Source organism: Methylobacterium sp. 1030 (genome assembly GCF_040544715.1).
In the GTDB taxonomy this organism is placed as follows: Bacteria; Pseudomonadota; Alphaproteobacteria; order Rhizobiales; family Beijerinckiaceae; genus Methylobacterium.
Window position 1 is genome coordinate 65,222 of the sequence record NZ_JBEPKM010000010.1, and the last position, 21,092, is coordinate 86,313.

Here is a 21,092-nt window from a genome sequence, read left to right on the forward strand (position 1 = left end):
TGCCCGCTGTAACCGGGGAGTTTTCCTGGGAAGCGATGCCGCGCGCTTGATTTCCGACGCCTCAGAGTCGAAGGACGTCTGGAAGCGTTCCGAAGAGATCATCACCATGGAAGAACTGCTCGCCCGCGTCACCACCCGCACCGGGCTCGACGCCGCGACCGCTCAGACCGCCATCGGGCACATCCTGGCCTTCCTGCAGAAGGAAGGGCCCGCCGCCGAGGTCAGCCAGCTGCTGGCGGCCCTGCCGGGCTCCGAGGCGCTGATCGCCGAGTCGAATGCCGGCGAGAGTGGCGGCGGCGGGCTGATGGGCATGCTCGGCGGGATGATGGGCGGCGGCGGCGTCATGGCGCTCGGCCAGAAGCTGATGGCCGCCGGCGTGCCGATGGGTCAGATGCAGCCGCTCGGCCAGGAGCTGTTCGCCTTCGGCCGCGAGAAGGTCGGCGAGGACGCGATGGGCCCGATCATCGGCTCGATCCCGGGGCTGAACCAGTTCGTCTGACCGCGGGCCGGTGTGCGCGGCCGCACTGCATTCGGGTGACGCCTGGACGAAAGTAAAAAAGAGGTTGCGGAGCGAAAGCTTGACGGAACCTGTCCACGCGATCCCCGTTATTGGGGATGTGGCCCGGATCGACGCCTTCGGCAGTGTCCGGTACCGCACTCAAGCAGGCCGGCCATGCCCGTCTTCGAAGCCAAGAACCTGGACAGCGAGTTCGAAGGGCAGTCCCTGCTCGCTGCCATCCTGCACCCGACCCGCGCGGCGCAGACCCGGGCCCTGAGGCACGGTCGCCGGCGCGCTGAGCGCGCGGCGGCCCTGGCCGATCCGATGACGATCGAGCCGCGCTTCCCGATCGCGCCCGGCGAGCTGGCGCCGACCGGGTTCACGGGCCGCTGAGGTCTACCAAGCCTGCGCGGTGACGAGGCCCTGGCGGGTCACCACCACCCATTCCCGACCGTGGCGCTCGACGCCCTCGACGCGGCCGACGCCCGGGATGACGTCGCCGGGCGCGACCTCGACGAGGCGGCGCCGGCGGTTCTCCAGGATCGCGGTGCCCTCGTAGACGTCCCGCAGGGCCCAGCCCTCGATGACCGGCGGCTTGTCGGCCGCCGCCGGCTTCGGCTTGGGCTCGCTCACCTTGGCGTCCGCGACCTTGACCTCGGGCTTCGCCTCGGCGGCGCGGGCGGGCTCGCCGATGCTGCCGGTCTGGGTCGGCTCCGCCTTCGCGGCGGCCGGAGTCGCGGCCGCGCGGCGGTCGAGCTGCGCGGCGAGGCCGCTGAGGCGGGTGTTGTGGTCGCGCTCGACCTGCTCGAGCCGCTCGCCGAGGGCCGTGACCTTGCCGTTCAGGCTCTTGTCGACCTGCGCCAGGCGCTCGCCGAGGGCGGTGCTGCGGCTGGCCGCCTCCTTCCGCGCCACGTCGGTCGAGGCGCGCAGGTCGGCGAGCACGGTGTGGAGCTGCGCGATGTCGGCGGCGAGGCGCACGGTCTCGGTGCGGCCGGCATCGAGCGTCGTCTCGAGGGCCGCGAGCGCGTCGGGCCGGACCGAGGCCGGGCGGGAAAGCGCCATCACGCCCCCGCCCAGGAGGACGCCGACCGCCAGAGTCGCGCCCGGGATCGCGAACCGCTTCGGATCCAGGCGCGCCAGCGACGCCAGCGCGAGCTTCCCGCCGGCCGGCGAGGCTGCGGTCTCGGTCGCGGCGGCCGCTGCGTCGGTCTTGCCGGTCACCGCGGCCTTGAGCAGGTCGGCCGGCGAGATGCCCTGGGAAACGCCCTGCTTGGCTTCGATCTTCGTCATCGCCCCGAACTCCGCACGCGGCCTCGCGCTGCAAGCGTTCGTTAAGGACGTTTGTTTACGAAACCCTTACCGCACGCCCGTGGCTCAGGCCGCGAGCCCGCGCTTCTTCAGGAGCGGCTCGATGCTCGGCATCCGCCCGCGGAAGGCCGTGTAGGCCTCGCGCGGGTCGCGCAAATTGCCGGCCCCGTACACGAAGGTCCGCAGCCGCTTCGCCGTCTCCGGATCGAAGATGTCGCCGGACTCGCGGAACGCGTCGAAGGCGTCCGCGTCCAGCACCTCAGACCAGAGGTAGCTGTAGTATCCGGCGGCGTAGCCGTCCCCCGAGAAGATGTGGGCGAAGTGCGGCGTCCGGTGCCGCATGCTGATCTCGGCCGGCATGCTGATCCGCCGCAGCGCCTCGGCCTCGAAGGCGGGCACGTCGAGACCGCCCTCGCCTTGCGCCGAGAGGTGCAGGGTCATGTCGACGATCGCCGAGGACGTGTACTCCACGGTGGCGAAACCCTGGTTGAAGGTCCGCGCGGCGAGCAGCTTCCGCAGCAGGGCGTCGGGCATGGGCTCGCCCGTGCGATGGTGGCGCGCGTGGGTCCGCAGGACTTCCGGCTGCTCCAGCCAGTGCTCGTAGAGCTGCGAGGGCAGCTCCACGAAGTCGCGCGACACCGCCGTCCCCGACAGGAGCGGGTAGGTCACGTCCGAGAGCAGCCCGTGCAGGGCGTGGCCGAACTCGTGGAACAGGGTGCGCGCGTCGTCGAAGGACAGCAGCGTCGCCTCGCCGTCCGGCGCCTTGGCGAAGTTCATGACGTTGACGATGATCGGCGTGACCGTCCCGTTCAGGCGCTCCTGCGAGCGGAAGGCGCTCATCCAGGCGCCGGACCGCTTCGAGGCGCGGGCGAAGTAGTCGCCCAGGAACAGGCCGACCTCGGACCCGTCGGGATTGCCGACCCGCCAGACCCGGACATCGGGATGGTAGCGCGGCACGTCGGCGAGTTCCGTGAAGGTCAGACCGAACAGCCGCGAGGCCGTGTCGAACGCCGCCTGAATCATTCGCTCCAGCGGCAGGTACGCCTTGATCTCGCTCTCGTCGAGGTCGTGCTCGGCGCGCCGCACCTTCTCGGCGTAGTGCCGCCAATCGTGCGCCTGGAGGGCGAAGTTGTGGCCCTCCGCCTGGATGGTGGCCTGGAGACGGTCGCGCTCCTCCGCCGCCCGCGCGCGGGCCGGCGTCCACACGTCCCGCAGCAGCCCGGTCGCCGCGTCCGGGCTCGCCGCCATCGTGTCGTCGAGGGCGAAATGGGCGAAGCTCTCGAAGCCGAGGAGCCGCGCCCGCTCGGCGCGCAGCCGGATGATCTCCGCGATGATCGCCCGGTTGTCGGTCGCGCCGCCGTTCTCGCCGCGCCGCGTCCAGGCCGCGTAGGCGCGCTCGCGCAGGTCGCGCCGGGTCGAGCAGACCAGGAACGGCTCGATCAGCGAGCGGGACAGGGTGATGACGTGCCCGTCGAGGCCGCGCTCCTTCGCGGCGCTCTCGGCCGCGGCCCGCAGGAACGGCGGCAGGCCGGCCAGATCCTCCTCGCCCTGCAGCGGCAGGGTGAAGCTGCTCTCGTCGGCCAGGAGGTTCTGGCTGAACGTGGTCCCGAGCTCCGACATACGCGCCGCGATCTCGGCGATGCGGGCCTTGTCCTCGGGCCCGAGATCCGCCCCCGACCGGCGGAAGCGGATCCGGTACCGGTCGAGGACCCGGCGCTGCTCCGCGCTCAGGCCCTCGGCGTCGATCGCCGAGATCCGGGCCCAGAGCTCGGGGTTCAGGTAGATGGCGCTGCCGTGCCGGGCGAGCTTCGGCCCGATCTCCCGCTCGATGGCCTGCAACTCGGGGTTCGTGTGGCTGCCTGTCAGGTTGTAGAACACACCGGCGACGCGCTCGAGGGCGAGGCCGGCCCGCTCCATCGCCTCGACGGTGTTGCCGAAGGTGGCGGTAGCGGACTCACTCGCGATGGCGCGGATCTCGGAATCGTGCGCCGCCAGGGCGGCGTCGAACGCGGGCCGGTAGTGCTCCGGCCGGATCCGCTCGAACGGCGGGAGGCCGTGCGGGGTGCTCCACTGCGCCTCGCGGAAGGGATTGTCCGGCGGCAGGCTCGGGAGCCCGGCATCAGCTGCGTCCGACATGCAGTCCTCGATCTCGACGTCCACGCGACGGCGCGATCGTCCGCGCCGCAGGTGCGCCGACATGGGGTGTGCCGGCGCGATCCGGAAGACAGTGGTCCGATCGGCGCGGCCGTCAACCGGGTCCGGGCGATCCGAATGGCGTCTCGCCCGTTGTAGAGGCCAACGCCCACGCTTCGAGGCCCCATGCCGGGACGCAGCCTGTCGATCCTCCGATCCGCGACGCTCCTGGCGGGCGGCGCCCTCGCCGCGGGGCTCGCCCTCTCCGCCACGCCGGTCGGCGCCGTCGAGACGCCGGCGGCCACGGTGCCGACGCCCCCGCCCCTGCCGCCGGAGCGCCCAGAGGCGCTGAAGCCGCCCGTCGCCGAGCCGGCGCCACCGACGCCGCCGGCGCGGCCGCCCGAGCTGAAACCTGCCGCGGCTGAGCCGAGCAGGGAGCCGTCGAGGGAGACCGGCCGGGACAAGCCGACAGAGTCGGCGCAGGAGACCGCGAAGGAGACCGCGAAGGAGACCGCGAAGCCCGATATCCCCGCACCGCCGCCGGCGCCGCCCGCGCGGCCGCCGGAGCTGTCGGGCGCCGCAGCCCTGGCGCTCAAGGTGACACCGCCGGACGATTCCGCCTGCCGGACACGCCTCAAGCGCCTCGGGGTCGAGTTCGAGCCGCTGCCGCCGATCTCCGAAGGCCAGTGCACCGCGCCGCTGCCGCTCAAGGTGACGAAGCTCGCCGACGGCGTGACGCTGCCGCAGGGCGCCACGCTGACCTGCCGAACCGCCGAGGCGCTGGCTCGCTGGGTCACGGAGGTTCAGATCGAGGCCGATCGAACGCTGAAGCATCCGCTGACCGCGCTCGAACTCGGCGGTTCCTATGTCTGCCGGGGACAGAACCACGACGTCGACGCCAAGCTCAGCGAGCACGCCTTCGCCAACGCCGCCGACATCATGGGCTTCGCCTTCGCCGGACGCGCGAGTATCCCCGTCAAGGCGATGCCGGACGGTTCCGAGGAGGCGCAGTTCCTCGGCGCGGTGCGCGCCAAGGCCTGCGGCTTCTTCCGCACCGTCCTCGGCCCGGGCTCGAACGCCGCCCACGCCAACCATTTCCACCTCGACGAGCGCGAGCGCAATGGCGGTCACCGCCTGTGCCAGTAGAACCGGGTGGAACGTTCCCGCAGGTCCGGCATTTCTCGGCTCGGGAGCGCGTCCGCTCCCCGGAATGACGACGGCGATGATCCCGAAACCCTGGCGGCCGGTCTGCGTGGCCCTCCTGGCGAGTTGTCTGGCCGCGCACGGCGCGGCCGCCCGGACCGGGAAGGGCCGGAAGGCCGAGACGGCCCAGCCGCCGGCGCTGACCGCCGAGGCGGTGAACGCCGCGACCCTGGCGCAGCCGGGCGCCGGGAAGACCGAGGGCACGAAGTCTGAGAAGGCGCGTCGGGCCAAGTCGTCGGACGACAAGCCCGATCCGCTAATCGTCAAGGCCCAGGTGCTGCTCGATCGCGCGCGCTTCTATCCCGGAGCGATCGACGGCCGGAAGGGCGACAATTACCGTCACGCCCTCTCGGCCTTCGCGGTGGCCCAGGGGCTTCCCGCCGGCGAGACCCTGACGCCCGAGATCTGGGACAAGCTCCAGGCGACCAGCGACAAGCCCGCCGTCACCGACTACACGCTCTCCGAGGCCGACGCCGCGGGCCCCTACGTCGAGCGGATCCCGCCCAAGATGGAGGAGCAGGCCGAGCTCAAGTCGCTGGGCTACACCAATCCCCGCGAGATGCTGGCCGAGCGCTTCCACATGAGCCGCGACCTCGTCAGCGCGCTCAATCCCGGCAAGCCCCTCGACAAGGCCGGCACGACCATCGCGGTCGCGGCGGTGGACCCGATGGGCACGGACAAGCCGAAGGGCAAGGATCTGCCCCAGGAGCCGAAGGTCGAACGCATCGAGGTCGACAAGTCGAGCCTCGACGTCCGCGCCTACGGCGCCGACGGGAAGCTCGTGGCCTATTACCCCGCGTCGATCGGCAGTGCCGAGAAGCCGGCCCCGAGCGGCGAGACCAAGGTGAAGGGCGTCGCGTTCGACCCGGACTACACCTACAACCCGAAATACGCGTTCAAGGGCGTGAAGGCGCAGCACAAATTCACCATCCAGTCGGGGCCCAACAACCCGGTCGGCCTGGTCTGGATCGACCTGGCGATTCCGAGCTACGGGATCCACGGGACGCCCGAGCCCGAGAAGGTCGGGAAGACGGAGTCCCACGGCTGCATCCGCCTGACCAACTGGAACGCCCGCGACCTCGCCGCGCATGTGACACGGGGCGCCACGGTCACGTTCAAGGACGATTGAGCGGCAGCGCGGCGACACTCGCATACGCCCGCGCGAACCCGCCCGCACAAAAATGTATCATCGGTTAACATAGCGCCCGGTCTGGGTGTCGGAACGGGCCGGGAACGCTTGACACATTGCGCATTACGGGCGACGCCTCAGGTTGTCTCGCGGGCTGACCCTCGGGCCGCGTTCACCCGTCCGGACGCTGCTCACGCGGTGCGCAAGGCGTGACCAGCCGCATGGCAAGATCCCCGGCGACGGGGGCATTCGAAGGGAAGACGGCCCGGCGTGATTGCTGACCCCAACGACGACGTCCTCAACGGCGTCCGTGTTCTCGTCGTCGAGGACGAGGCCGCGATCTCGATGCTGCTGGAGGACATGCTCCTCGATTTCGGCTGCGCCGTGGTCGGGCCGGCCGCGCGGCTGTCCTCCGCGCTGGAGATGGCGTCGCAGGAAGCGTTCGAGGTCGCCATTCTCGACGTGAACGTGGCGGGTGAGCCGATCTACCCGGTGGCCGAGGCCATCGCCAAGCGCGACCTGCCTCTGGTCTTCTCGACCGGTTACGGCGGTGCCGGCATCCGCGAGCCGTTCCGCGACAGGCCCGTCGTCCAGAAGCCGTTCAGCCAGGCCGACCTGAAGCGGACCCTGATCGGAGCGATCCGCGCCGCCCGGGACTGAGACCCGGCGCGTCGGCTCCGCCGGCCTCGGGCCGCCCGTCAGAGACCCTCGATGGTGAAGACCCGCTCGACATGGGCGGGCCAGGTGCGGGATCCGACGAACACGGCGTCGGCCCGGAACGTCGACCCGGCACACCACGCATTGCGTCCGATCCAGGCGCGGACCGCGCGGGAGAACCGCCGCCGCTTGGCAGCGTCGATCGCTTCCCGGGCATCGTCGCGGCGCGCCCGAGCCTTCACCTCCACGAACACGACGGTCTTCCAGCGCCGGACGACGAGATCGATCTCGCCGCCCGCGACGCTCACGCGCCGGCCGATCGGCCAGTACCCCTTGAGCATCAGCGCGGCGAGCGCCAGCCACTCGGCGCGGTGGCCGAGCCGGTAGGCGGCGCGGCGCCGGCCGGCCCGGTCCGGCAGGGCCCCGGTCATCCCTGGTCCCGCGCCAGCGCCAGCGCGCGGGTGTAGACGAGGCGCCGCGGCTGACCGGTCTCGTCGGACACGAGGCTGGCGGCATCCTTGATCGAATGCCGCTCCAGCGCCGCCAGGATCAGGGCGTCGAGGGCGGCATCCGAATCCGCGCTGCGCTCCGGCGCCGTCGCCGCACCGATGATCACCACGATCTCCCCCTTCGGCGGTCCCTCCTGGGCGAAGCGCGCGCTCAGGCTGCCCAACGTATCGCGCCGGATGGTTTCGTAGAGCTTGGTCAGCTCGCGGGTCACGGCCGCCGGCCGCTCCGGACCGAGCACCGCGGCGGCGTCGGCCAGCATGTCGGGCAGGCGATGCGGCGACTCGAACAGGACCAGGGTGCCGGGAACCTGGATCAGCGCCTCTAGGCGGTTGCGCCGCGCTCCGGCCTTCTGCGGCAGGAAGCCCTCGAAGAAGAACCGGTCGGTCGGCAGGCCGGCCGCGACCAGCGCGGTCATCACCGCGGACGGCCCCGGGACGGGCGTGATGGCGATCCCGGCCTCGATGGCGGCCTGGACCAGCTTGTAGCCGGGATCCGAGACGAGCGGCGTCCCGGCATCAGAGACCAGCGCCAGGGCCTCGCCGGCGGTGAGCCGCGCCACCATCCGCTCGCGCACCGCGTCGTTTGAATGCTCGTGATAGGCGAGCAGCGGCGTCGTGATCCCGTAATGCGCCAGCAGGTTCCGGGTGACGCGGGTGTCCTCGGCCAGGACTGCGTCGGCGGCCGCCAGCGTCGCCAGCGCCCGGATGGTGATGTCGCGCAGGTTCCCGATCGGCGTCGCCACGATGTGCAGGCCCGGCGACAGGGGTTCGGTCTCGCTCGCGAGGCCGAAGGCCGTGAAGGTCGTGCTGCGCGTGCGGTCGGGGGCGAGCTTCGGGGACGGAGCTCGGGTCGGGGCGGCGGGCCCCGGGTCGTCGAATCTGCGGGTCATCACCGGCGATCTTGCCACACTGGTCGCCTCTCGTCGCGGCGAGGCCGCGTGGCCGGGGGGCAAGTCCCCGCCGCCGCGTTTACATTTGAGTATCCGCCGGTCAGGCTGCGGAGCCTGCCCGAAGGAGTACGCGCCATGGCGCGCCCGACAAGCGCGCGGGACCGTCTCGTGCGTGTCACCGCCCAGACCGCCGCGCTCTGCGCGATCCTGCTCACGCTCGGCGGTTGCGTCGGCAGCGACCTCGCGCGACGCGTGACCGGGCCGCAGGCCGAGCTGTCACCGCCGGCCGCCGTGCCGGATGCACCGGGCACCGCGCCCGCGGCGCCGATGCCGGCCGCGGGCGGCAGCGGGCGCATCGGGGCGGGCTCGGTGAAGGTCGCCCTGGTGCTGCCGCTGACCGGCCAGGGATCGACCGTGGGGGCCGCCATGCGCAACGCCGCGCAGCTCGCCTACGACGAGGCCCAGCAGCCCGACCTGACGCTCATCGTCGAGGACGACCGGGGCAGTCCGGACGGCGCCCGGGAGGCGACCCAGGAGGCGCTGCGGCAGGGCGCCGAGATCGTCCTCGGCCCGCTCTTCGCCGGCAGCGTCCAGGCCGCCGCGGCCGTCGCCAGGACCGCCGGCAAGCCGGTGATCGGCTTCTCCACGGACGCGACCGTGGCGAACCAGGGCGTCTACCTGCTGAGCTTCCTGCCGCAGCCGGAGGTGGACCGCGTGGTCGAGGACGCGGTCGCGGGCGGAAAGAGGTCCTTCGCGGCGCTGATCCCCGAGACCGCCTACGGCAACGCCGTCGAGGCGGCGTTCCGGGAGGTCGTCGCCCGCAAGGGCGCGCGCGTCGCCGCCGTGGAGCGCTACCCGGCCGGCGCGCCCGGCCCGGCGGTCGAGCGGCTCGCGCGGGTGATCGCCGGGCCCGGTGCCACCGCCGACGCGCTGTTCATCCCCGAGACCGCGGACGCGATGCCCGCCGTGGCGGCCGCGCTGACGAAGGCGGGCTTCTCGCCGGCACGGGTGCGCCCCCTCGGCACCGCCCTCTGGAACGAGCCGTCACTGTTCGCGCTGCCGGCCCTCCAGGGTGGCCGCTTCGCCGCGCCGGACCGCGTCGGCTTCTCGAATTTCAGCGCGCGCTACCAGGCTCGGTTCGGCGCCGTCCCGCCGCGGGTGGCCTCGCTCGCCTACGACGCGGTGCTGCTCGCCGCGGCCCTGTCGCGGCGCTACGGCTCGCAGCGCTTCGCCGAGAGCACCCTGACCAACGGCCTGGGCTTCGCCGGCGTCGACGGGACGTTCCGGTTCCGGCCGGACGGTCAGAGCGAGCGGTCCCTCGCGGTCTACGAGATCCGCAACAACGCCGCGACGCCCGTCAGCCCGGCGCCCCGGGTTCTCGCCAAGCCGGCGATCTGATCAGGCGGCGAGCTCGGCGACCAGGGCGTTGAGCACCGGCGCCCCCCGCGCCGTGGCGGCGATGCGGCCGCCCGGCAGCCGCTCGAGCAGGCCGTCCCCGATCAGCATGCCGATGCGGTTGCCGTTCAGGGGCCGGCCCTTGAGCGCCGCGTAGCGGTCGGGATCGATCCCCTCGCGCAGGCGCAGGCCCATCACCAGGAACTCGTCGGCCTGGTCGGCGGCCGAGAGGCTCTCGGTCTCGACGATCCCGTGGCCCTCGGCCTCGACGCGGGCGAGCCACGCCTCGGGCGACCGCTCCGTCACGGTTCCAACGCGACCCTGTCCCGTCACGAGCCGTCCGTGGGCGCCCGGACCGATGCCGGCATACTCGCCGTAGCGCCAGTAGAGCAGGTTGTGCCGCGATTCCGCCCCGGGCCGCGCGTGGTTCGAGATCTCGTAGGCCGGGAGGCCGGCCTTAGCGCAGAGCTCCTGGGTGACGTCGTAGAGGGCGCGACCGACCTCATCGTCCGGCGTCACCAGCTTGCCGGCGGCGGCGAGCCCGTGGAACGGCGTCCCGGGCTCGATGGTGAGCTGGTAGAGCGAGAGGTGCTCGGCGGCCCGCGCGAGCGCGTCGCTAAGCTCCGCCCGCCACAGGTCCGGCGTCTGTCCGGGCCGCGCGTAGATCAGGTCGAAGGAGGTCCGCGCGAAGGCCGACTGCGCCAGCGCGATCGCGCCGAGCGCCTGCGCGGTGTCGTGCAGGCGCCCGAGGGTCCGCAGCGAGGCGTCGTCGAGGGCCTGGATCCCGAGCGACACCCGGTTGACCCCGGCGGCGCGGTAGCCGTGGAAGCGGCCCGCCTCGACGCTCGACGGGTTGGCCTCGAGGGTTACCTCCGCGTCCGGCGCGACCGCCCAATGCTCCGCCACCGCGTCGAGCAGGCCGGCCACGGTCGCGGGCTGCATCAGCGAGGGCGTGCCGCCGCCGAGGAAGATGCTGGTCACGGTCCGGCCCGGCGTGCGGGCGGCGGTGTGGGCGATCTCGGCGCGGAAGGCCGCCACGAAGCGCGGCTCGTCCACGCCCGCGTGGCGGACGTGGCTGTTGAAGTCGCAGTACGGGCACTTCGCGGCGCAGAAGGGCCAGTGCAGGTAGATCCCGAAGCCCGCGTCGCGGGTCGGATGGTCCGGGCCGATCGATGACATGATGGCGGGCATGTGAGCGCCCGCGCGCCGTTTGGCAATCAGGCGCCGGGCGCGAGGCAGGCGCGGCTCAGCTCGACGAAGGCCCGCGCCCGGTGCGACAGGCCCCGCCCCTGCTGCCAGTCGACCCCGTGCTTCTCCTCGGCGCTCATCTCGCCGAAGGTGCGGTCGTGGCCGTCCGGCCGGAAGATCGGGTCGTAGCCGAAGCCTGCGGAGCCCTTCGCGGCGACGAGGTCGCCGAAGACCCGTCCCTCGAACAGCTCGGTGTGCCCGTCCGGCCAAGCCAGCACGAGGGCGGACACGAAGTGCGCCCGGCGCTCGGCGGCCCCGCGCCGGTCGAGTTCGGCGAAGATCCGCGCCATCGCGCCGGTGAAGTCCTTGGTCGCGCCGGCCCAGCGGGCCGAGAAGATGCCCGGCGCGCCGTCCAGGGCGTCGACGCACAGGCCGGAATCGTCCGCGAAGGCCGGCAGCCCGGTGGCGTCGGCCGCCGCCCGCGCCTTGATCGCCGCGTTCTCGGCGAACATCGTGCCGGTCTCGTCGGGCTCGGGCAGGCCGAGCTCGCCCGCCGACACCGCCTCGATCCCGAACGGCGCGAGCAGGTCGCGCATCTCGGCGAGCTTGCCGGCATTGTGCGTGGCGATGACCACCTTCCCGGTCAGACGGCGGCTCACGCGAGGGCCTCCTTCTGCAGGGCGACCAGCCGCTCGGTGCCGGCGCGGGCGAGGCCGAGGAGCTCGAGAAGCTGCTCCTGCGTGAAGGGCTCCATCTCGGCGGTGCCCTGCACCTCGACGATGCCGCCCCGGCCGGTGAGGACGAAGTTGGCGTCGGTCTCGGCCGCCGAATCCTCGGCGTAGTCGAGGTCGAGGACCGGCATGCCCTTGTAGAGGCCGCACGAGACGGCGGCGACGTGGTCGCGCAGCGGGTCGACGGAGATGATCGAGCGGGTCCGCATCCAGGCGAAGCAGTCGTGCAGCGCCACCCAGGCGCCCGTGATCGCGGCGGTGCGGGTGCCGCCGTCGGCCTGGATCACGTCGCAATCGATCGTGATCTGGCGCTCGCCCATGGCCGGGAGGTTGGTGACGGCGCGCAGCGACCGGCCGATCAGCCGCTGGATCTCCTGCGTCCGCCCCGAAGGCTTCCCGGAACCGACCTCGCGGCGGGTGCGTTCGTGCGTCGCACGCGGCAGCATGGCGTACTCGGCCGTGACCCAGCCCTTGCCGGAACCGCGCAGCCACGGCGGCGCGCGCTCTTCCAGCGACGCGGTGCAGAGCACCCGGGTGTTGCCGAAGCTGACGAGGCAGGAGCCCTCGGCGTAGCGCGAGACCGCGCGCTCCAGGCTCACGGGCCGCAACTCGTCGGCGGCACGCTTGGAAGGCCGCATCGCGGGCCCCTTCTGTCGAGAGTGTCGAGGGCCGGGCTCTTAGGCCGCCGCGCCACCGCGGGCAAGCATCGCCGTACGGATTGATCCGCGCGGGACGGTTGGACATGATCGGACCACAGGATGACCCCGTGACACACCCCAGTTCCAACTTCTCGAACGGCCAAGCGATGCAGGCGCTCGCCGCCCTCAACGAGCGTGCCCGGGAGATCTTCCGGCAGATCGTGGAGAGCTACCTCACGACCGGCGAGCCGGTCGGTTCCCGGAATCTCGCGCGCATCCTCCCGATGGCGCTGTCGCCGGCCTCGATCCGCAACGTCATGGCGGATCTGGAGCATTCCGGACTCATCTTCGCGCCGCACACCTCCGCCGGCCGCCTGCCGACGGAGCTCGGCCTGCGCTTCTTCGTGGACGCGATGCTCGAGCTCGGCGACGTCAGCCAGGACGAGCAGGCGCGCATCGAGGCGCAGATGCGCGCCGCCGCCTCGGGTCACACCTTCGACTCGGCCCTGGCCGAAGCCTCGACCATGCTGTCCGGCGTCTCCCGGGGCGCCGGGGTCGTCCTGACCACCAAGGCGAACGTCAACCTGAAGCACATCGAGTTCGTGCGCCTCGATCCCGCCCGCGCCCTCGTCATCCTCGTCTCGGACGACGGCTCGGTGGAGAACCGCCTCGTGGACCTGCCGGCGGGCCTGCCGGCCGGGGCCCTCCAAGAGGCGACGAACTTCCTCAACGCGCGCCTGCAGGGCCGCACCCTCGGCACGCTGCGCGCCGAGATCGAGGCCGGCCGCAAGGCGATGAAGCGGGAGCTCGACGCGATCACCGAGCGCCTCGTCGATGCCGGGCTCGCCACGCCGGTCGGCCCCACGGAGGCCCGCCAGCTGATCGTGCGCGGGCAGGCGAACCTGCTCGACGACCTGCGCGCGGTCGAGGATCTCGAGCGGATCCGCCTTCTGTTCAACGATCTGGAGACCCAGAAGGACGTGATCGACCTCCTGTCCCGCGCCGAGGGCGGCGAGGGCGTGCGGATCTTCATCGGCTCGGAGAACAAGCTGTTCTCGCTCTCCGGATCCTCGCTGATCGCGGCGCCGTTCCGCGACGGCTCGCAGAAGATCGTGGGCGTCGTCGGCGTGATCGGTCCGACCCGGCTGAACTACGCGCGGATCGTGCCGATGGTCGACTACACGGCGCGCGTGGTGTCGAAACTCCTGGACGGCGGACGGTAGAGGGCACCGGGCAGAGGATCCGCCCGGCCCACCGATCTTCCTGTGATTGCCCGCTCAGGCCGGGATCACGTCCACGATCTCGTAGGTGTCGGGATCGATGATCACGATGTCGTCGCGGACCAGGACGAAGTCGTAGCCCTCGTATTCCGGCACCAGCTCGATGATCGCCGGCGGCAGCCTGTGGAGCCTGACCGAGCGGGGGATCGCGGTGCCGATCGCCAAGCCGAAAGCCACGTCCCGGAGCGGCGAGACGCCCAGACGCGTGATCGAGCTGCGGAACTCGGTCCGCTGACGGGTGTCGAGGCGGCCGACAGCGCCGCGGACGGCGCCGCGGTCGCGGGCACCGGCACGGCCGTCCCGTTCGCCGGCCGGACCGCGACCGCCGCGCTCGGGACCGGCCGCGTCGCGGTTGCCCCGCTCGGGTCCGGCACCCGGCTCGCGGCCACCCCGATCGCCGGCACCGCGTTCACCCGCACCGCGTTCACCCGCACCGCGTTCACCCGCACCGCGTTCGCCCGCACCGCGTTCGCCCGCACCGCGTTCGCCCGCACCTGGATTCGCGGCCGCGCCGCCCCGGTCCGCCGGTCCGTTGCGCTCGGCCGCGCCGCCCGGGCGACCCGGTCCCTCGGCGCCGCGCGGCCCACCCTCGGCACCGCCGGGACCGCGCACCGCCCCGCCTTCGGGCGCGCCGCCCCGCATCCCGCCGCCGGCGCCGCCAGCAGGGCCGCCGGCCGGGCCGCCGCCGGACGGACCCGCGCCCGCGCCGGCCCCACCACCCGGACCGCCGGCGCCGCCGCCCGCACCACCGGGTCCGGCCCCGCCGCCGCCCGGTCCGCCCTGCGCGAACGCCGTCGCCGCTCCGGCGACGACGATGGCGGCCGCGACCGCGTCTCTCAGAACTCGCTTCATGGCTTCTTCCTCCTGTGGTGGTCGGAACGCCATCGACGCCCACGCCGGCCCGCAACGGGGCCCCGGGCCGAACCGTTCCCTCCCGCGGCACCGTGGACGCGCGGCCGGTGACACCGCCCTGCGCTGTCCTCGGCTAAGTCGGATCACGGTCTTGCGATCGGGCGCGTCACCTGTAACGTCGCGCCGCACCAAGAAGAGACCGGCCTCGGCCGGCACCAAGATTGATCGACGGAGACGCCATGTCCGCCTCGCGCGACGATACGATCGGTATCGCACCGAGCGACCTCGATGATGCCGCGGACCGCAAGCGCCGGATCTGGGCGATCGTCGGCTCGTCGTCGGGCAATCTCGTCGAGTGGTACGATTTCTACTGCTACGCGTTCTTCGCGCTCTATTTCGCGCCGGCCTTCTTCCCGAAGGGCGATTCGACCAGTCAGCTCCTGCAGACCGCCGGCATCTTCGCGGTGGGCTTCTTCATGCGGCCGATCGGCGGCTGGCTGTTCGGGCGCATCGCCGACCGCGTCGGCCGTCGGACCTCGATGGTCATCTCGGTGCTGATGATGTGCTTCGGCTCGCTGCTGATCGGCATCCTGCCGACCTACGAGCATGTCGGCACGCTGGCCCCCGTGCTGCTTCTCCTCGCCCGCATGCTCCAGGGCCTGTCCGTCGGCGGCGAGTACGGCACATCGGCGACCTACATGAGTGAGGTCGCGATCAAGGGGAAGCGCGGCTTCTTCGCCTCGTTCCAGTACGTCACGCTGATCGGCGGCCAGCTCCTCGCCTCGCTGGTCCTGGTTCTGCTGCAGACGGTGATGACCGGCCCGGAACTCACCGCCTGGGGCTGGCGCATCCCGTTCTTCATCGGCGCTGCGCTGGCGGTCGTCGCGCTCTATCTCCGGCGCTCGCTGGCCGAGACGAAGGACAGCAGCGACAAGGAGACCGCCGGCACCTTCTCGGCGCTGGCCAAGCACTGGCGGGCGTTCCTGGTCGTGGTCGCCTACACGGCCGGCGGCTCGCTGAGCTTCTACACCTTCACGACGTACATGCAGAAGTACCTCGTCAACACCGCCGGTATGCCGAAGACGTCGGCCTCGCAGACGATGACGGTTGTGCTGTTCGTCTACATGATCATCCAGCCGATCTTCGGCGCGCTCTCCGACAAGATCGGCCGCAAGGCGAACATGCTACTCTACAGCGGCCTCGGCACGCTCATGGTGGTGCCGCTGATGACGGCCCTCGGCACCAACAAGGACCCCTACCTTGCCTTCGCGCTGATCACCCTCGGGCTCGCCGTGGTGTCGTTCTACACGGGCATCAGCGGTATCGTGAAAGCCGAGCTGTTCCCCACCAACGTCCGGGCGCTCGGGGTCGGCCTCTCCTACGCGATCGCCAACGCCACCTTCGGCGGCACCGCCGAGTTCGTCGCCCTGTGGTTCAAGGACGCCGGCATGGAGAGCACGTTCTTCTGGTACGTGACCGTCCTGATGGCGATCGCCTTCGTGGCCTCGCTGATCATGCCGAACCCCAAGGTCCACGGCTATCTCGACGGCGCGGGCACCGTCGAGGAGGCGCTGGGGAAGAAGCCGCGCCTCGCCCACGCCTGAACGGACGCCCGGCTGGACCGGGCCGGACTTTCACGCTGATATGCCTCCCGCCGGGCGCGCCAGACGCCCGCGGGAGGACGCCATGTCGAGGAACGCCGCCGCCGGGGCGCTGGCCCTGCTCTGTCTCGCCACCGCATCGCCGTCCCGAGCCGCCGAGCCGGGTGCCGCCGACGGGCCGTTCAGGCCGACGCAGCCCGCGGGCTACTTCTTCGTCGGCGGCCGCTACGCCACCGCGGGCGGCAAGACGACGGCGTCCGGCCAGATGTTCGTGGAGTACCGCGTTCCGGAGCGGGTGACGCAGCCCTACCCGATCGTCCTGGTGCACGGCACCGCCCAGACCGGGACCAACTTCCTCGGGACGCCCGACGGCCGGCCGGGCTGGGCCGACCGCTTCGCCGCGCAGGGCTTCGCGGTCTACGTCGTCGACCAGGTCGGTCGCGGCCGCTCGGGCGGCGACCCGGACACCTACGGCCCCTACGCCCGCCTGCCCGCCGAGGATCTGGAGACGGTGTTCACCGGGCAGGAGCGGTCCGCGCTCTACCCGCAGGCGAAGCTCCACACGCAGTGGCCGGGTGGCGCCGGGATCCGCGGCAACGCCGCCTTCGATCAGTTCTACCTCTCCCAGGTGCCCTACATCGCCAGCGCCCTGAGGAGCGAGGAACTGGTCGACCCGGCGCTGATCGCCCTGCTGGAGAAGATCGGCCCGGCGATCCTGCTGACGCACTCGCAGGCGGGCGTCTTCGGCTGGGCGGTGTCGGATCAGCGGCCCGACCTCGTGAAGGCGCACGTCGCCGTCGAGCCGAACGGGCCGACTTTCTACGACATCCGTTTCAAGGGCGGCGCGGACTGGTACGAGCGCGTCGGCGAGGCCCGGGCGCGGCCCTACGGCATCACCCGGGTGCCGCTGCACTTCGAGCCGCCGGTGAGCGGCCCGGCCGACCTGACGGTGGTTCAGGCGGAGAGCGCCGCCGCGCCCGACCGGATCCGCTGCTGGCTCCAGGCCGAGCCCGCGCGCCGATTGCCGAACCTCGCCCGGGTGCCGGCGGTGATCGTGACCGCCGAGGCGTCGTTCCGGGCCACCATGGACGATTGCACGGCGGCGTTCCTGACTCAGGCGGGCGCGAAGCCGGACCGGCTGGCGCTCGCCGACCACGGCATCCGCGGCAACGGCCACATGATGATGCTGGAATCGAACAGCGACGCCGTGGCGGACGCGATCGCCGGGTGGATCCGGAACCGGGTCCAGGGCCCGGTCCAGGGCCAAGTCGAAGCGCCGGCCCGGCCTTAACCCGCCGCTTACCCTGTCGGGCGAGGGTGCCCCCGTCATCCGACGAGGGACTGCATGACCGACATGACCGACACCGTGGGCGTCGCGGGCGACCGCATCCGCTCGATCATCGAGCGCGTGGAACGGCTGGAGGAGGAGATCAAGGACCTGATGGAGGCCAAGAAGGAGGTCTTCGCCGAGGCCAAGGGCGAGGGTCTCGACGTGAAGGTGCTCAAGGAGATCCTGAAGATCCGCAAGCAGGACAAGGACGAGCGCGACGAGCAGGAGACGCTCCTCGACGTCTACCTGCGCGCCATGGACGCGCCGTCGCCGGCCCCGATCGCCGCGGCGGCCTGACAGGCTCGACCGGGTGCGGCGGCGGGCGCCGCACCTCCTGTCCCGACCCCGAGGCTACGCCGCGAGATAGGCGGCGATGTTGCGCCGGATCCGCTCCAGGGGCTCCTCGGCCGGGTCCGGCAGGACGAAGCGCTTGCCCGTGATCGTCTCGTAGGCGCGGATGTAGACCGCCGCGGTCTCCAGGACGACCTCGGCGGGGATCTCCGGGATCGCGTCCTTGTACGGGTCGCAGCGGGCGACGACCCAGTTGCGCACGAAGTCCTTGTCGAAGCTCTCCGGGGCCGAACCCGCGGCGAAGCGCTCGGGATAGCTCTGCGCGAACCAGTACCGGCTGCTGTCCGGCGTGTGGATCTCGTCGGCGAGGACGATCCGGCCCTCGGGATCCGTGCCGAACTCGTACTTCGTGTCGGCCAGGATCAGGCCGCGCTCCGCCGCCAGGGCCGTGCCGCGCGCGAACAGCGCCAGGGCCGCCCCCGACACGGTCTCCCACTGCGCGCGCGTCAGCAACCCGCGCTCGAGGATCTCCGCCTCGGTGAGCGGCTCGTCGTGGCCGCCGTCGAACGCCTTGGTGGTCGGCGTGATGATCGCCTCCGGCAGGCGCTGGTTCGGCCGCATCCCGTCGGGGAAGGTGTGGCCGTACATGTCCCGCTCGCCCGCGCGGTAGCGCGTCAGGATCGAGGTCGACGTGGTGCCCGCGAGGTAGCCGCGCACCACCACCTCCACGGGCAGGATATCCAGGCGCCGGCCGACCACCACGTTGGGATCGGGATAGGCGAGGACGTGGTTCGGGCACAGGTCGGCGGTCTGCTCGAACCAGTACCGGGCGGTCTGGGTCAGGACCTGGCCCTTGAACGGGATCGCCGCGAGCGCCCGGTCGAAGGCGCTGATCCGGTCCGACGTGATGAGGATGCGCCGGCCGTCGGGAAGGTCGTAATTGTCCCGGACCTTGCCGCGGTAGTGCCGGGGCAGCTCGGGCAGGGTCGCGTCGCGCAGGACCTGATGCGCGTGCGGGGCGAGATCTGCCGTGTTCATCGGGCTTTCCGTCAGGCTGAACGGCGACCGCGCCGCCGGACTTCTGTGCGCGGACGGGGCGGGAAATTCCAGTCCCGGCCTCACCGAGGGCGCCCGGTGCCGGCCCTCGCCCTGGTCGCGCCCGACCGGGACCCTACACTTACGCGGGGACCAACGACGGTGGACGACCGGCCGCGCGACGCCGAGCGCTTCTGCCGGACGGCCGAGGCGCGATGAACGAGACACCCCAACCGTCGGTCAGAGATCCGTTCCTGCGCCGGATCGAGACCGTGGCCCTGTTCCGGCTGTCCGACGCGGAGCGCGCCGCCCTCGTCGCGCTCCCGCTGCAGGTCGCCCAGTTCGAGCCCAACCAGGACATCATTCGGGAGGGCGACCGGCCGTCCCGGAGCTTCACGCTGCTCAGCGGTATCGCCTGCACCTACAAGTCGACACGCGCGGGCAAGCGGCAGGTGATGAGCTACCACGTCCCCGGGGACGTGCCGGATTTCCAGAGCCTGTTCCTGGAGGTGCTCGACATCAACATCGCCACGGTGAGCGCCTGCCGCCTCGGCTTCGTTCAGCACGACACGGTCCGGGCGATGCTGCGGGCGCACCCGCGCCTCAACGAGGTGTTCTGGCGCGCGACGCTGATGGACGCCGCCCTGGTCCGGGAATGGATGCTCAACACCGGGCGCCGGGAAGCGTATGCGCGGATGGCCCACCTGTTCTGCGAGCTGATGACCCGCCTCGACGCCGTCGGGCTGGCACCCGACCGGACCTGCGACCTGCCGATGACGCAGCCCGAACTCGCGGATGCCCTCGGGATCACGTCGGTCCACGTCAACCGGACGATCCGCGATCTCAAAGCCGCCGGCCTGATCACGCTCCGGGGTCGCCGCCTCACCGTCCACGACTGGGCCGGGCTGCAGGAAGCGGCCGAATTCGATCCGACCTACCTGCACCTGCGCGACGCGGAGACGCGCTGATTGGGACGCGCGGACGCGCGCGACCTGCAGCCGAGTATTGTCAGAAAATCGAAGATCCTGTCGCCGGCTCTACCGATCCGATGGTCGGGGGCTCAGCGGGATGATGGTGCCCAGGGACGGAGTCGAACCGCCGACACTGCGATTTTCAGTCGCATGCTCTACCAACTGAGCTACCTGGGCGTCGTCCGCGCCGGTGCCGGCCTCGGACGTCGCGGGGTATAGTGAGTGCTTGGCGGCCTGTCCAGCCTCGCGTGACATTGACGGGACCGGAAGGCCGAAAAATTCAGCGCTCCGGATCCGGCGGGGGCGGCGGCGCGTCGGGATCGAGCTCCTCGGGGATCGCGTAGCGCTCGTTGAGCCAGCGCCCCAGATCGACGTCGGCGCAGCGCTGGGAGCAGAACGGCTGGAACTCCGGCGCGGACGGTTTCCGGCAGATCGGACAGGGCGGCGGCCGGCGTTCGCGGTTCATGCGAGGGCGCCCCACCCGGCCCGCACAGGATACCCCTCGCCGTCGAGCAGGCTCAGGGTCTCGTAGAGCGGCAGGCCGACCACGCCGCTGTACGAGCCGACCAGCTTGACCACGAAGGCCCCGGCCAGGCCCTGGATCGCGTAGCCGCCGGCTTTGCCGCGCCACTCGCCCGAGGCCACGTAGCCCTGGATGTCCCGGCCCGAGAGCCGCTTGAACCGGACGCGGCTCTCGACGATCCGCTCGCGGCGCCCGCGGGGCGAGAGCACGCAGACCGCCGTGTAGACCCGGTGCTGCCGGCCCGAGAGCAGGCGCAGGCAATCCGCGGCCTCGTCGGGGATCTCGGCCTTCGGCAGGACGCGCCGCCCGACCGCGACGACCGTGTCGGCCGAGAGAAGCCAGGTCGGCGTCGTCGTGTCCTCCAGGTGGAGCGCCGCCTCGGCGGTGGCGAGCTTCGTCCGCGCGAGGCGACGCGCCAGCTCGCGCGGCGGCTCGGCCTTGCGCGGTGTTTCGTCGATCTCGGCGGGCAGGAGCGCCGCCGGCTCGATCCCGATCTGCTGGAGCAGCGCGAGACGGCGGGGCGAAGCGGACGCGAGCACGAGTCGCGCCGTCGGCTCATGCGTCGCGCCGATCGCTTCAGGTTTGGCGTCCATGATGTCCCGTTCGCACAATCGACCGGAGCCGCGCGACCGGAGCCGTGCGCGCCCTGCGCGGCGGCACTTCGTCGGCCGGGACAGGCTCGATGCGCCTGCCTGATAAGGGAAGGGGTCCGGCTTGTGAACTCGAGCGGGTGCCGACGCCCTGGCGAACGCGCGTGGATTCGCCTGGGCGTCCCACGCGGCCCGGTGCGTCCGCGGGCAGCGTTACTCAGGTCTGGCGGCGCCTCGGCGTGACCGAGGGCGCCGACGAATCCAGCTCAGAGCCCGGCGCGAAAGCGTCCGCAAGAACAGCGCAAGATGTCGAGGCGGCACGTAACCCATCGTTAACCA

Annotated in this window: 22 protein-coding genes and 1 tRNA gene; 11 read left to right on the top strand and 12 right to left on the bottom strand. The window is 71.9% G+C overall.

From position 1 onward, the window contains the following. Window positions 1–106: 106 nt before the first annotated feature. Window positions 107–499 carry a DUF2267 domain-containing protein gene (locus ABIC30_RS15900; RefSeq protein WP_020091878.1) on the top strand — a complete coding sequence of 131 codons (393 nt, stop codon included), beginning with the start codon at window positions 107–109 and terminating at the stop codon, window positions 497–499. Window positions 500–673: 174 nt separating this feature from the next. Further along, complete coding sequence (locus ABIC30_RS15905) at window positions 674–892, top strand: hypothetical protein (protein ID WP_012319883.1); 219 nt, start codon at window positions 674–676, stop codon at window positions 890–892. Between the two features lie 3 nt (window positions 893–895). Here ABIC30_RS15905 and ABIC30_RS15910 read toward each other — a convergent pair whose 3' ends face one another. Both ABIC30_RS15910 and ABIC30_RS15915 read right to left on the bottom strand, forming a co-directional pair. Continuing rightward, on the bottom strand, window positions 896–1,789 hold the full coding sequence (locus ABIC30_RS15910; RefSeq protein ID WP_020091877.1) for a hypothetical protein: 894 nt from the start codon (window positions 1,787–1,789) through the stop codon (window positions 896–898). A gap of 84 nt (window positions 1,790–1,873) precedes the next feature. After that, entirely contained in the window at window positions 1,874–3,943 is a 2,070-nt protein-coding gene (locus tag ABIC30_RS15915) for a M3 family metallopeptidase (RefSeq protein ID WP_026604746.1), read from the bottom strand. Between the two features lie 183 nt (window positions 3,944–4,126). Between ABIC30_RS15915 and ABIC30_RS15920 the strand changes: the two genes are divergently transcribed. The 3 genes from ABIC30_RS15920 (at window position 4,127) to ABIC30_RS15930 (ending at window position 6,932) form a co-directional block, all read left to right on the top strand. Then, window positions 4,127–5,086, top strand: coding sequence for an extensin family protein (locus ABIC30_RS15920; RefSeq protein WP_020091875.1), 960 nt, complete (start codon window positions 4,127–4,129; stop codon window positions 5,084–5,086). Window positions 5,087–5,162: 76 nt separating this feature from the next. After that, complete coding sequence (locus ABIC30_RS15925) at window positions 5,163–6,272, top strand: L,D-transpeptidase family protein (RefSeq protein ID WP_043712288.1); 1,110 nt, start codon at window positions 5,163–5,165, stop codon at window positions 6,270–6,272. Between the two features lie 270 nt (window positions 6,273–6,542). Continuing rightward, window positions 6,543–6,932, top strand: coding sequence for a response regulator (locus ABIC30_RS15930; RefSeq protein WP_012319888.1), 390 nt, complete (start codon window positions 6,543–6,545; stop codon window positions 6,930–6,932). 38 nt (window positions 6,933–6,970) lie between these two features. Here the strand turns inward: ABIC30_RS15930 and ABIC30_RS15935 are convergent, their stop codons facing one another. Continuing rightward, the gene (locus tag ABIC30_RS15935) at window positions 6,971–7,360 is read right to left on the bottom strand and encodes a YraN family protein (protein ID WP_020091873.1); all 390 of its coding nucleotides are present in this window, start codon (window positions 7,358–7,360) and stop codon (window positions 6,971–6,973) included. Continuing rightward, window positions 7,357–8,328: a 16S rRNA (cytidine(1402)-2'-O)-methyltransferase gene (rsmI, locus tag ABIC30_RS15940; protein ID WP_354455712.1), complete on the bottom strand. Its 972-nt coding sequence runs from the start codon at window positions 8,326–8,328 to the stop codon at window positions 7,357–7,359. Before rsmI ends, ABIC30_RS15935 begins: the two co-directional genes overlap by 4 nt. A gap of 135 nt (window positions 8,329–8,463) precedes the next feature. Here rsmI and ABIC30_RS15945 point away from each other — a divergent pair, with 135 nt between their 5' ends. Next, on the top strand, window positions 8,464–9,726 hold the full coding sequence (locus tag ABIC30_RS15945; RefSeq protein WP_020091871.1) for a penicillin-binding protein activator: 1,263 nt from the start codon (window positions 8,464–8,466) through the stop codon (window positions 9,724–9,726). On the opposite strand, the gene hemW is transcribed toward ABIC30_RS15945, so the two are convergent. From hemW to rph, 3 genes are read right to left on the bottom strand one after another with little or no spacing between them, the layout of a single operon-like run. Then, complete coding sequence (hemW, locus tag ABIC30_RS15950) at window positions 9,727–10,914, bottom strand: radical SAM family heme chaperone HemW (RefSeq protein ID WP_020091870.1); 1,188 nt, start codon at window positions 10,912–10,914, stop codon at window positions 9,727–9,729. 26 nt (window positions 10,915–10,940) lie between these two features. Then, complete coding sequence (rdgB, locus tag ABIC30_RS15955) at window positions 10,941–11,570, bottom strand: RdgB/HAM1 family non-canonical purine NTP pyrophosphatase (RefSeq protein ID WP_020091869.1); 630 nt, start codon at window positions 11,568–11,570, stop codon at window positions 10,941–10,943. Next, entirely contained in the window at window positions 11,567–12,280 is a 714-nt protein-coding gene (rph, locus tag ABIC30_RS15960) for a ribonuclease PH (RefSeq protein ID WP_026604745.1), read from the bottom strand. The genes rdgB and rph overlap by 4 nt, the downstream gene beginning before the upstream one ends. 167 nt (window positions 12,281–12,447) lie before the next feature. Here rph and hrcA point away from each other — a divergent pair, with 167 nt between their 5' ends. Then, window positions 12,448–13,503 (top strand): heat-inducible transcriptional repressor HrcA, encoded by a 1,056-nt coding sequence (hrcA, locus tag ABIC30_RS15965; protein WP_020091867.1) that lies wholly within the window; start codon window positions 12,448–12,450, stop codon window positions 13,501–13,503. Between the two features lie 54 nt (window positions 13,504–13,557). Here the strand turns inward: hrcA and ABIC30_RS15970 are convergent, their stop codons facing one another. After that, a complete protein-coding gene (locus ABIC30_RS15970) occupies window positions 13,558–14,628 on the bottom strand; it encodes a DUF1236 domain-containing protein (RefSeq protein ID WP_326491905.1) in 1,071 nt (356 codons plus the stop codon). 23 nt (window positions 14,629–14,651) lie between these two features. On the opposite strand from ABIC30_RS15970, the gene ABIC30_RS15975 reads away from it, so the two are divergent. The 3 genes from ABIC30_RS15975 (at window position 14,652) to ABIC30_RS15985 (ending at window position 17,640) form a co-directional block, all read left to right on the top strand. After that, the gene (locus tag ABIC30_RS15975; protein WP_020091864.1) at window positions 14,652–16,016 is read left to right on the top strand and encodes an MFS family transporter; all 1,365 of its coding nucleotides are present in this window, start codon (window positions 14,652–14,654) and stop codon (window positions 16,014–16,016) included. Between the two features lie 82 nt (window positions 16,017–16,098). Continuing rightward, window positions 16,099–17,304, top strand: a complete 1,206-nt coding sequence (locus tag ABIC30_RS15980; protein WP_020091863.1) for an alpha/beta hydrolase — start codon at window positions 16,099–16,101, stop codon at window positions 17,302–17,304. 54 nt (window positions 17,305–17,358) lie between these two features. Further along, window positions 17,359–17,640 carry a DUF2312 domain-containing protein gene (locus ABIC30_RS15985; RefSeq protein WP_020091862.1) on the top strand — a complete coding sequence of 94 codons (282 nt, stop codon included), beginning with the start codon at window positions 17,359–17,361 and terminating at the stop codon, window positions 17,638–17,640. Between the two features lie 54 nt (window positions 17,641–17,694). On the opposite strand, the gene ABIC30_RS15990 is transcribed toward ABIC30_RS15985, so the two are convergent. Then, window positions 17,695–18,672, bottom strand: coding sequence for a phosphoribosylaminoimidazolesuccinocarboxamide synthase (locus tag ABIC30_RS15990; RefSeq protein WP_020091861.1), 978 nt, complete (start codon window positions 18,670–18,672; stop codon window positions 17,695–17,697). 212 nt (window positions 18,673–18,884) lie between these two features. Between ABIC30_RS15990 and ABIC30_RS15995 the strand changes: the two genes are divergently transcribed. Further along, window positions 18,885–19,637: a Crp/Fnr family transcriptional regulator gene (locus ABIC30_RS15995; protein ID WP_020091860.1), complete on the top strand. Its 753-nt coding sequence runs from the start codon at window positions 18,885–18,887 to the stop codon at window positions 19,635–19,637. 104 nt (window positions 19,638–19,741) lie between these two features. Here ABIC30_RS15995 and ABIC30_RS16000 read toward each other — a convergent pair. From ABIC30_RS16000 to ABIC30_RS16010, 3 genes are all read right to left on the bottom strand, one after another. Then, a tRNA-Phe gene (locus ABIC30_RS16000) sits at window positions 19,742–19,817 on the bottom strand. Window positions 19,818–19,920: 103 nt separating this feature from the next. Further along, window positions 19,921–20,106, bottom strand: a complete 186-nt coding sequence (locus tag ABIC30_RS16005; protein ID WP_020091859.1) for a DNA gyrase inhibitor YacG — start codon at window positions 20,104–20,106, stop codon at window positions 19,921–19,923. Further along, on the bottom strand, window positions 20,103–20,756 hold the full coding sequence (locus tag ABIC30_RS16010; RefSeq protein ID WP_020091858.1) for a Maf-like protein: 654 nt from the start codon (window positions 20,754–20,756) through the stop codon (window positions 20,103–20,105). Before ABIC30_RS16010 ends, ABIC30_RS16005 begins: the two co-directional genes overlap by 4 nt. Between the last annotated feature and the right edge of the window lie 336 nt (window positions 20,757–21,092).

Coding starts and splice junctions, on each gene's coding strand:
- ABIC30_RS15995 (WP_020091860.1), top strand. CDS start 18,885: ATGAACGAGACACCCCAACCGTCGGTCAGAGATCCGTTCCTGCGCCGG.
- rph (WP_026604745.1), bottom strand. CDS start 12,280: ATGCGGCCTTCCAAGCGTGCCGCCGACGAGTTGCGGCCCGTGAGCCTG.
- ABIC30_RS15920 (WP_020091875.1), top strand. CDS start 4,127: ATGCCGGGACGCAGCCTGTCGATCCTCCGATCCGCGACGCTCCTGGCG.
- ABIC30_RS15905 (WP_012319883.1), top strand. CDS start 674: ATGCCCGTCTTCGAAGCCAAGAACCTGGACAGCGAGTTCGAAGGGCAG.
- ABIC30_RS15945 (WP_020091871.1), top strand. CDS start 8,464: ATGGCGCGCCCGACAAGCGCGCGGGACCGTCTCGTGCGTGTCACCGCC.
- ABIC30_RS15935 (WP_020091873.1), bottom strand. CDS start 7,360: ATGACCGGGGCCCTGCCGGACCGGGCCGGCCGGCGCCGCGCCGCCTAC.
- ABIC30_RS15975 (WP_020091864.1), top strand. CDS start 14,652: ATGTCCGCCTCGCGCGACGATACGATCGGTATCGCACCGAGCGACCTC.
- ABIC30_RS15980 (WP_020091863.1), top strand. CDS start 16,099: ATGTCGAGGAACGCCGCCGCCGGGGCGCTGGCCCTGCTCTGTCTCGCC.
- ABIC30_RS16005 (WP_020091859.1), bottom strand. CDS start 20,106: ATGAACCGCGAACGCCGGCCGCCGCCCTGTCCGATCTGCCGGAAACCG.
- ABIC30_RS15910 (WP_020091877.1), bottom strand. CDS start 1,789: ATGACGAAGATCGAAGCCAAGCAGGGCGTTTCCCAGGGCATCTCGCCG.
- rsmI (WP_354455712.1), bottom strand. CDS start 8,328: ATGACCCGCAGATTCGACGACCCGGGGCCCGCCGCCCCGACCCGAGCT.
- ABIC30_RS15915 (WP_026604746.1), bottom strand. CDS start 3,943: ATGTCGGACGCAGCTGATGCCGGGCTCCCGAGCCTGCCGCCGGACAAT.
- ABIC30_RS15985 (WP_020091862.1), top strand. CDS start 17,359: ATGACCGACATGACCGACACCGTGGGCGTCGCGGGCGACCGCATCCGC.
- hemW (WP_020091870.1), bottom strand. CDS start 10,914: ATGCCCGCCATCATGTCATCGATCGGCCCGGACCATCCGACCCGCGAC.
- hrcA (WP_020091867.1), top strand. CDS start 12,448: ATGCAGGCGCTCGCCGCCCTCAACGAGCGTGCCCGGGAGATCTTCCGG.
- ABIC30_RS15925 (WP_043712288.1), top strand. CDS start 5,163: ATGATCCCGAAACCCTGGCGGCCGGTCTGCGTGGCCCTCCTGGCGAGT.
- ABIC30_RS16010 (WP_020091858.1), bottom strand. CDS start 20,756: ATGGACGCCAAACCTGAAGCGATCGGCGCGACGCATGAGCCGACGGCG.
- ABIC30_RS15990 (WP_020091861.1), bottom strand. CDS start 18,672: ATGAACACGGCAGATCTCGCCCCGCACGCGCATCAGGTCCTGCGCGAC.
- ABIC30_RS15900 (WP_020091878.1), top strand. CDS start 107: ATGGAAGAACTGCTCGCCCGCGTCACCACCCGCACCGGGCTCGACGCC.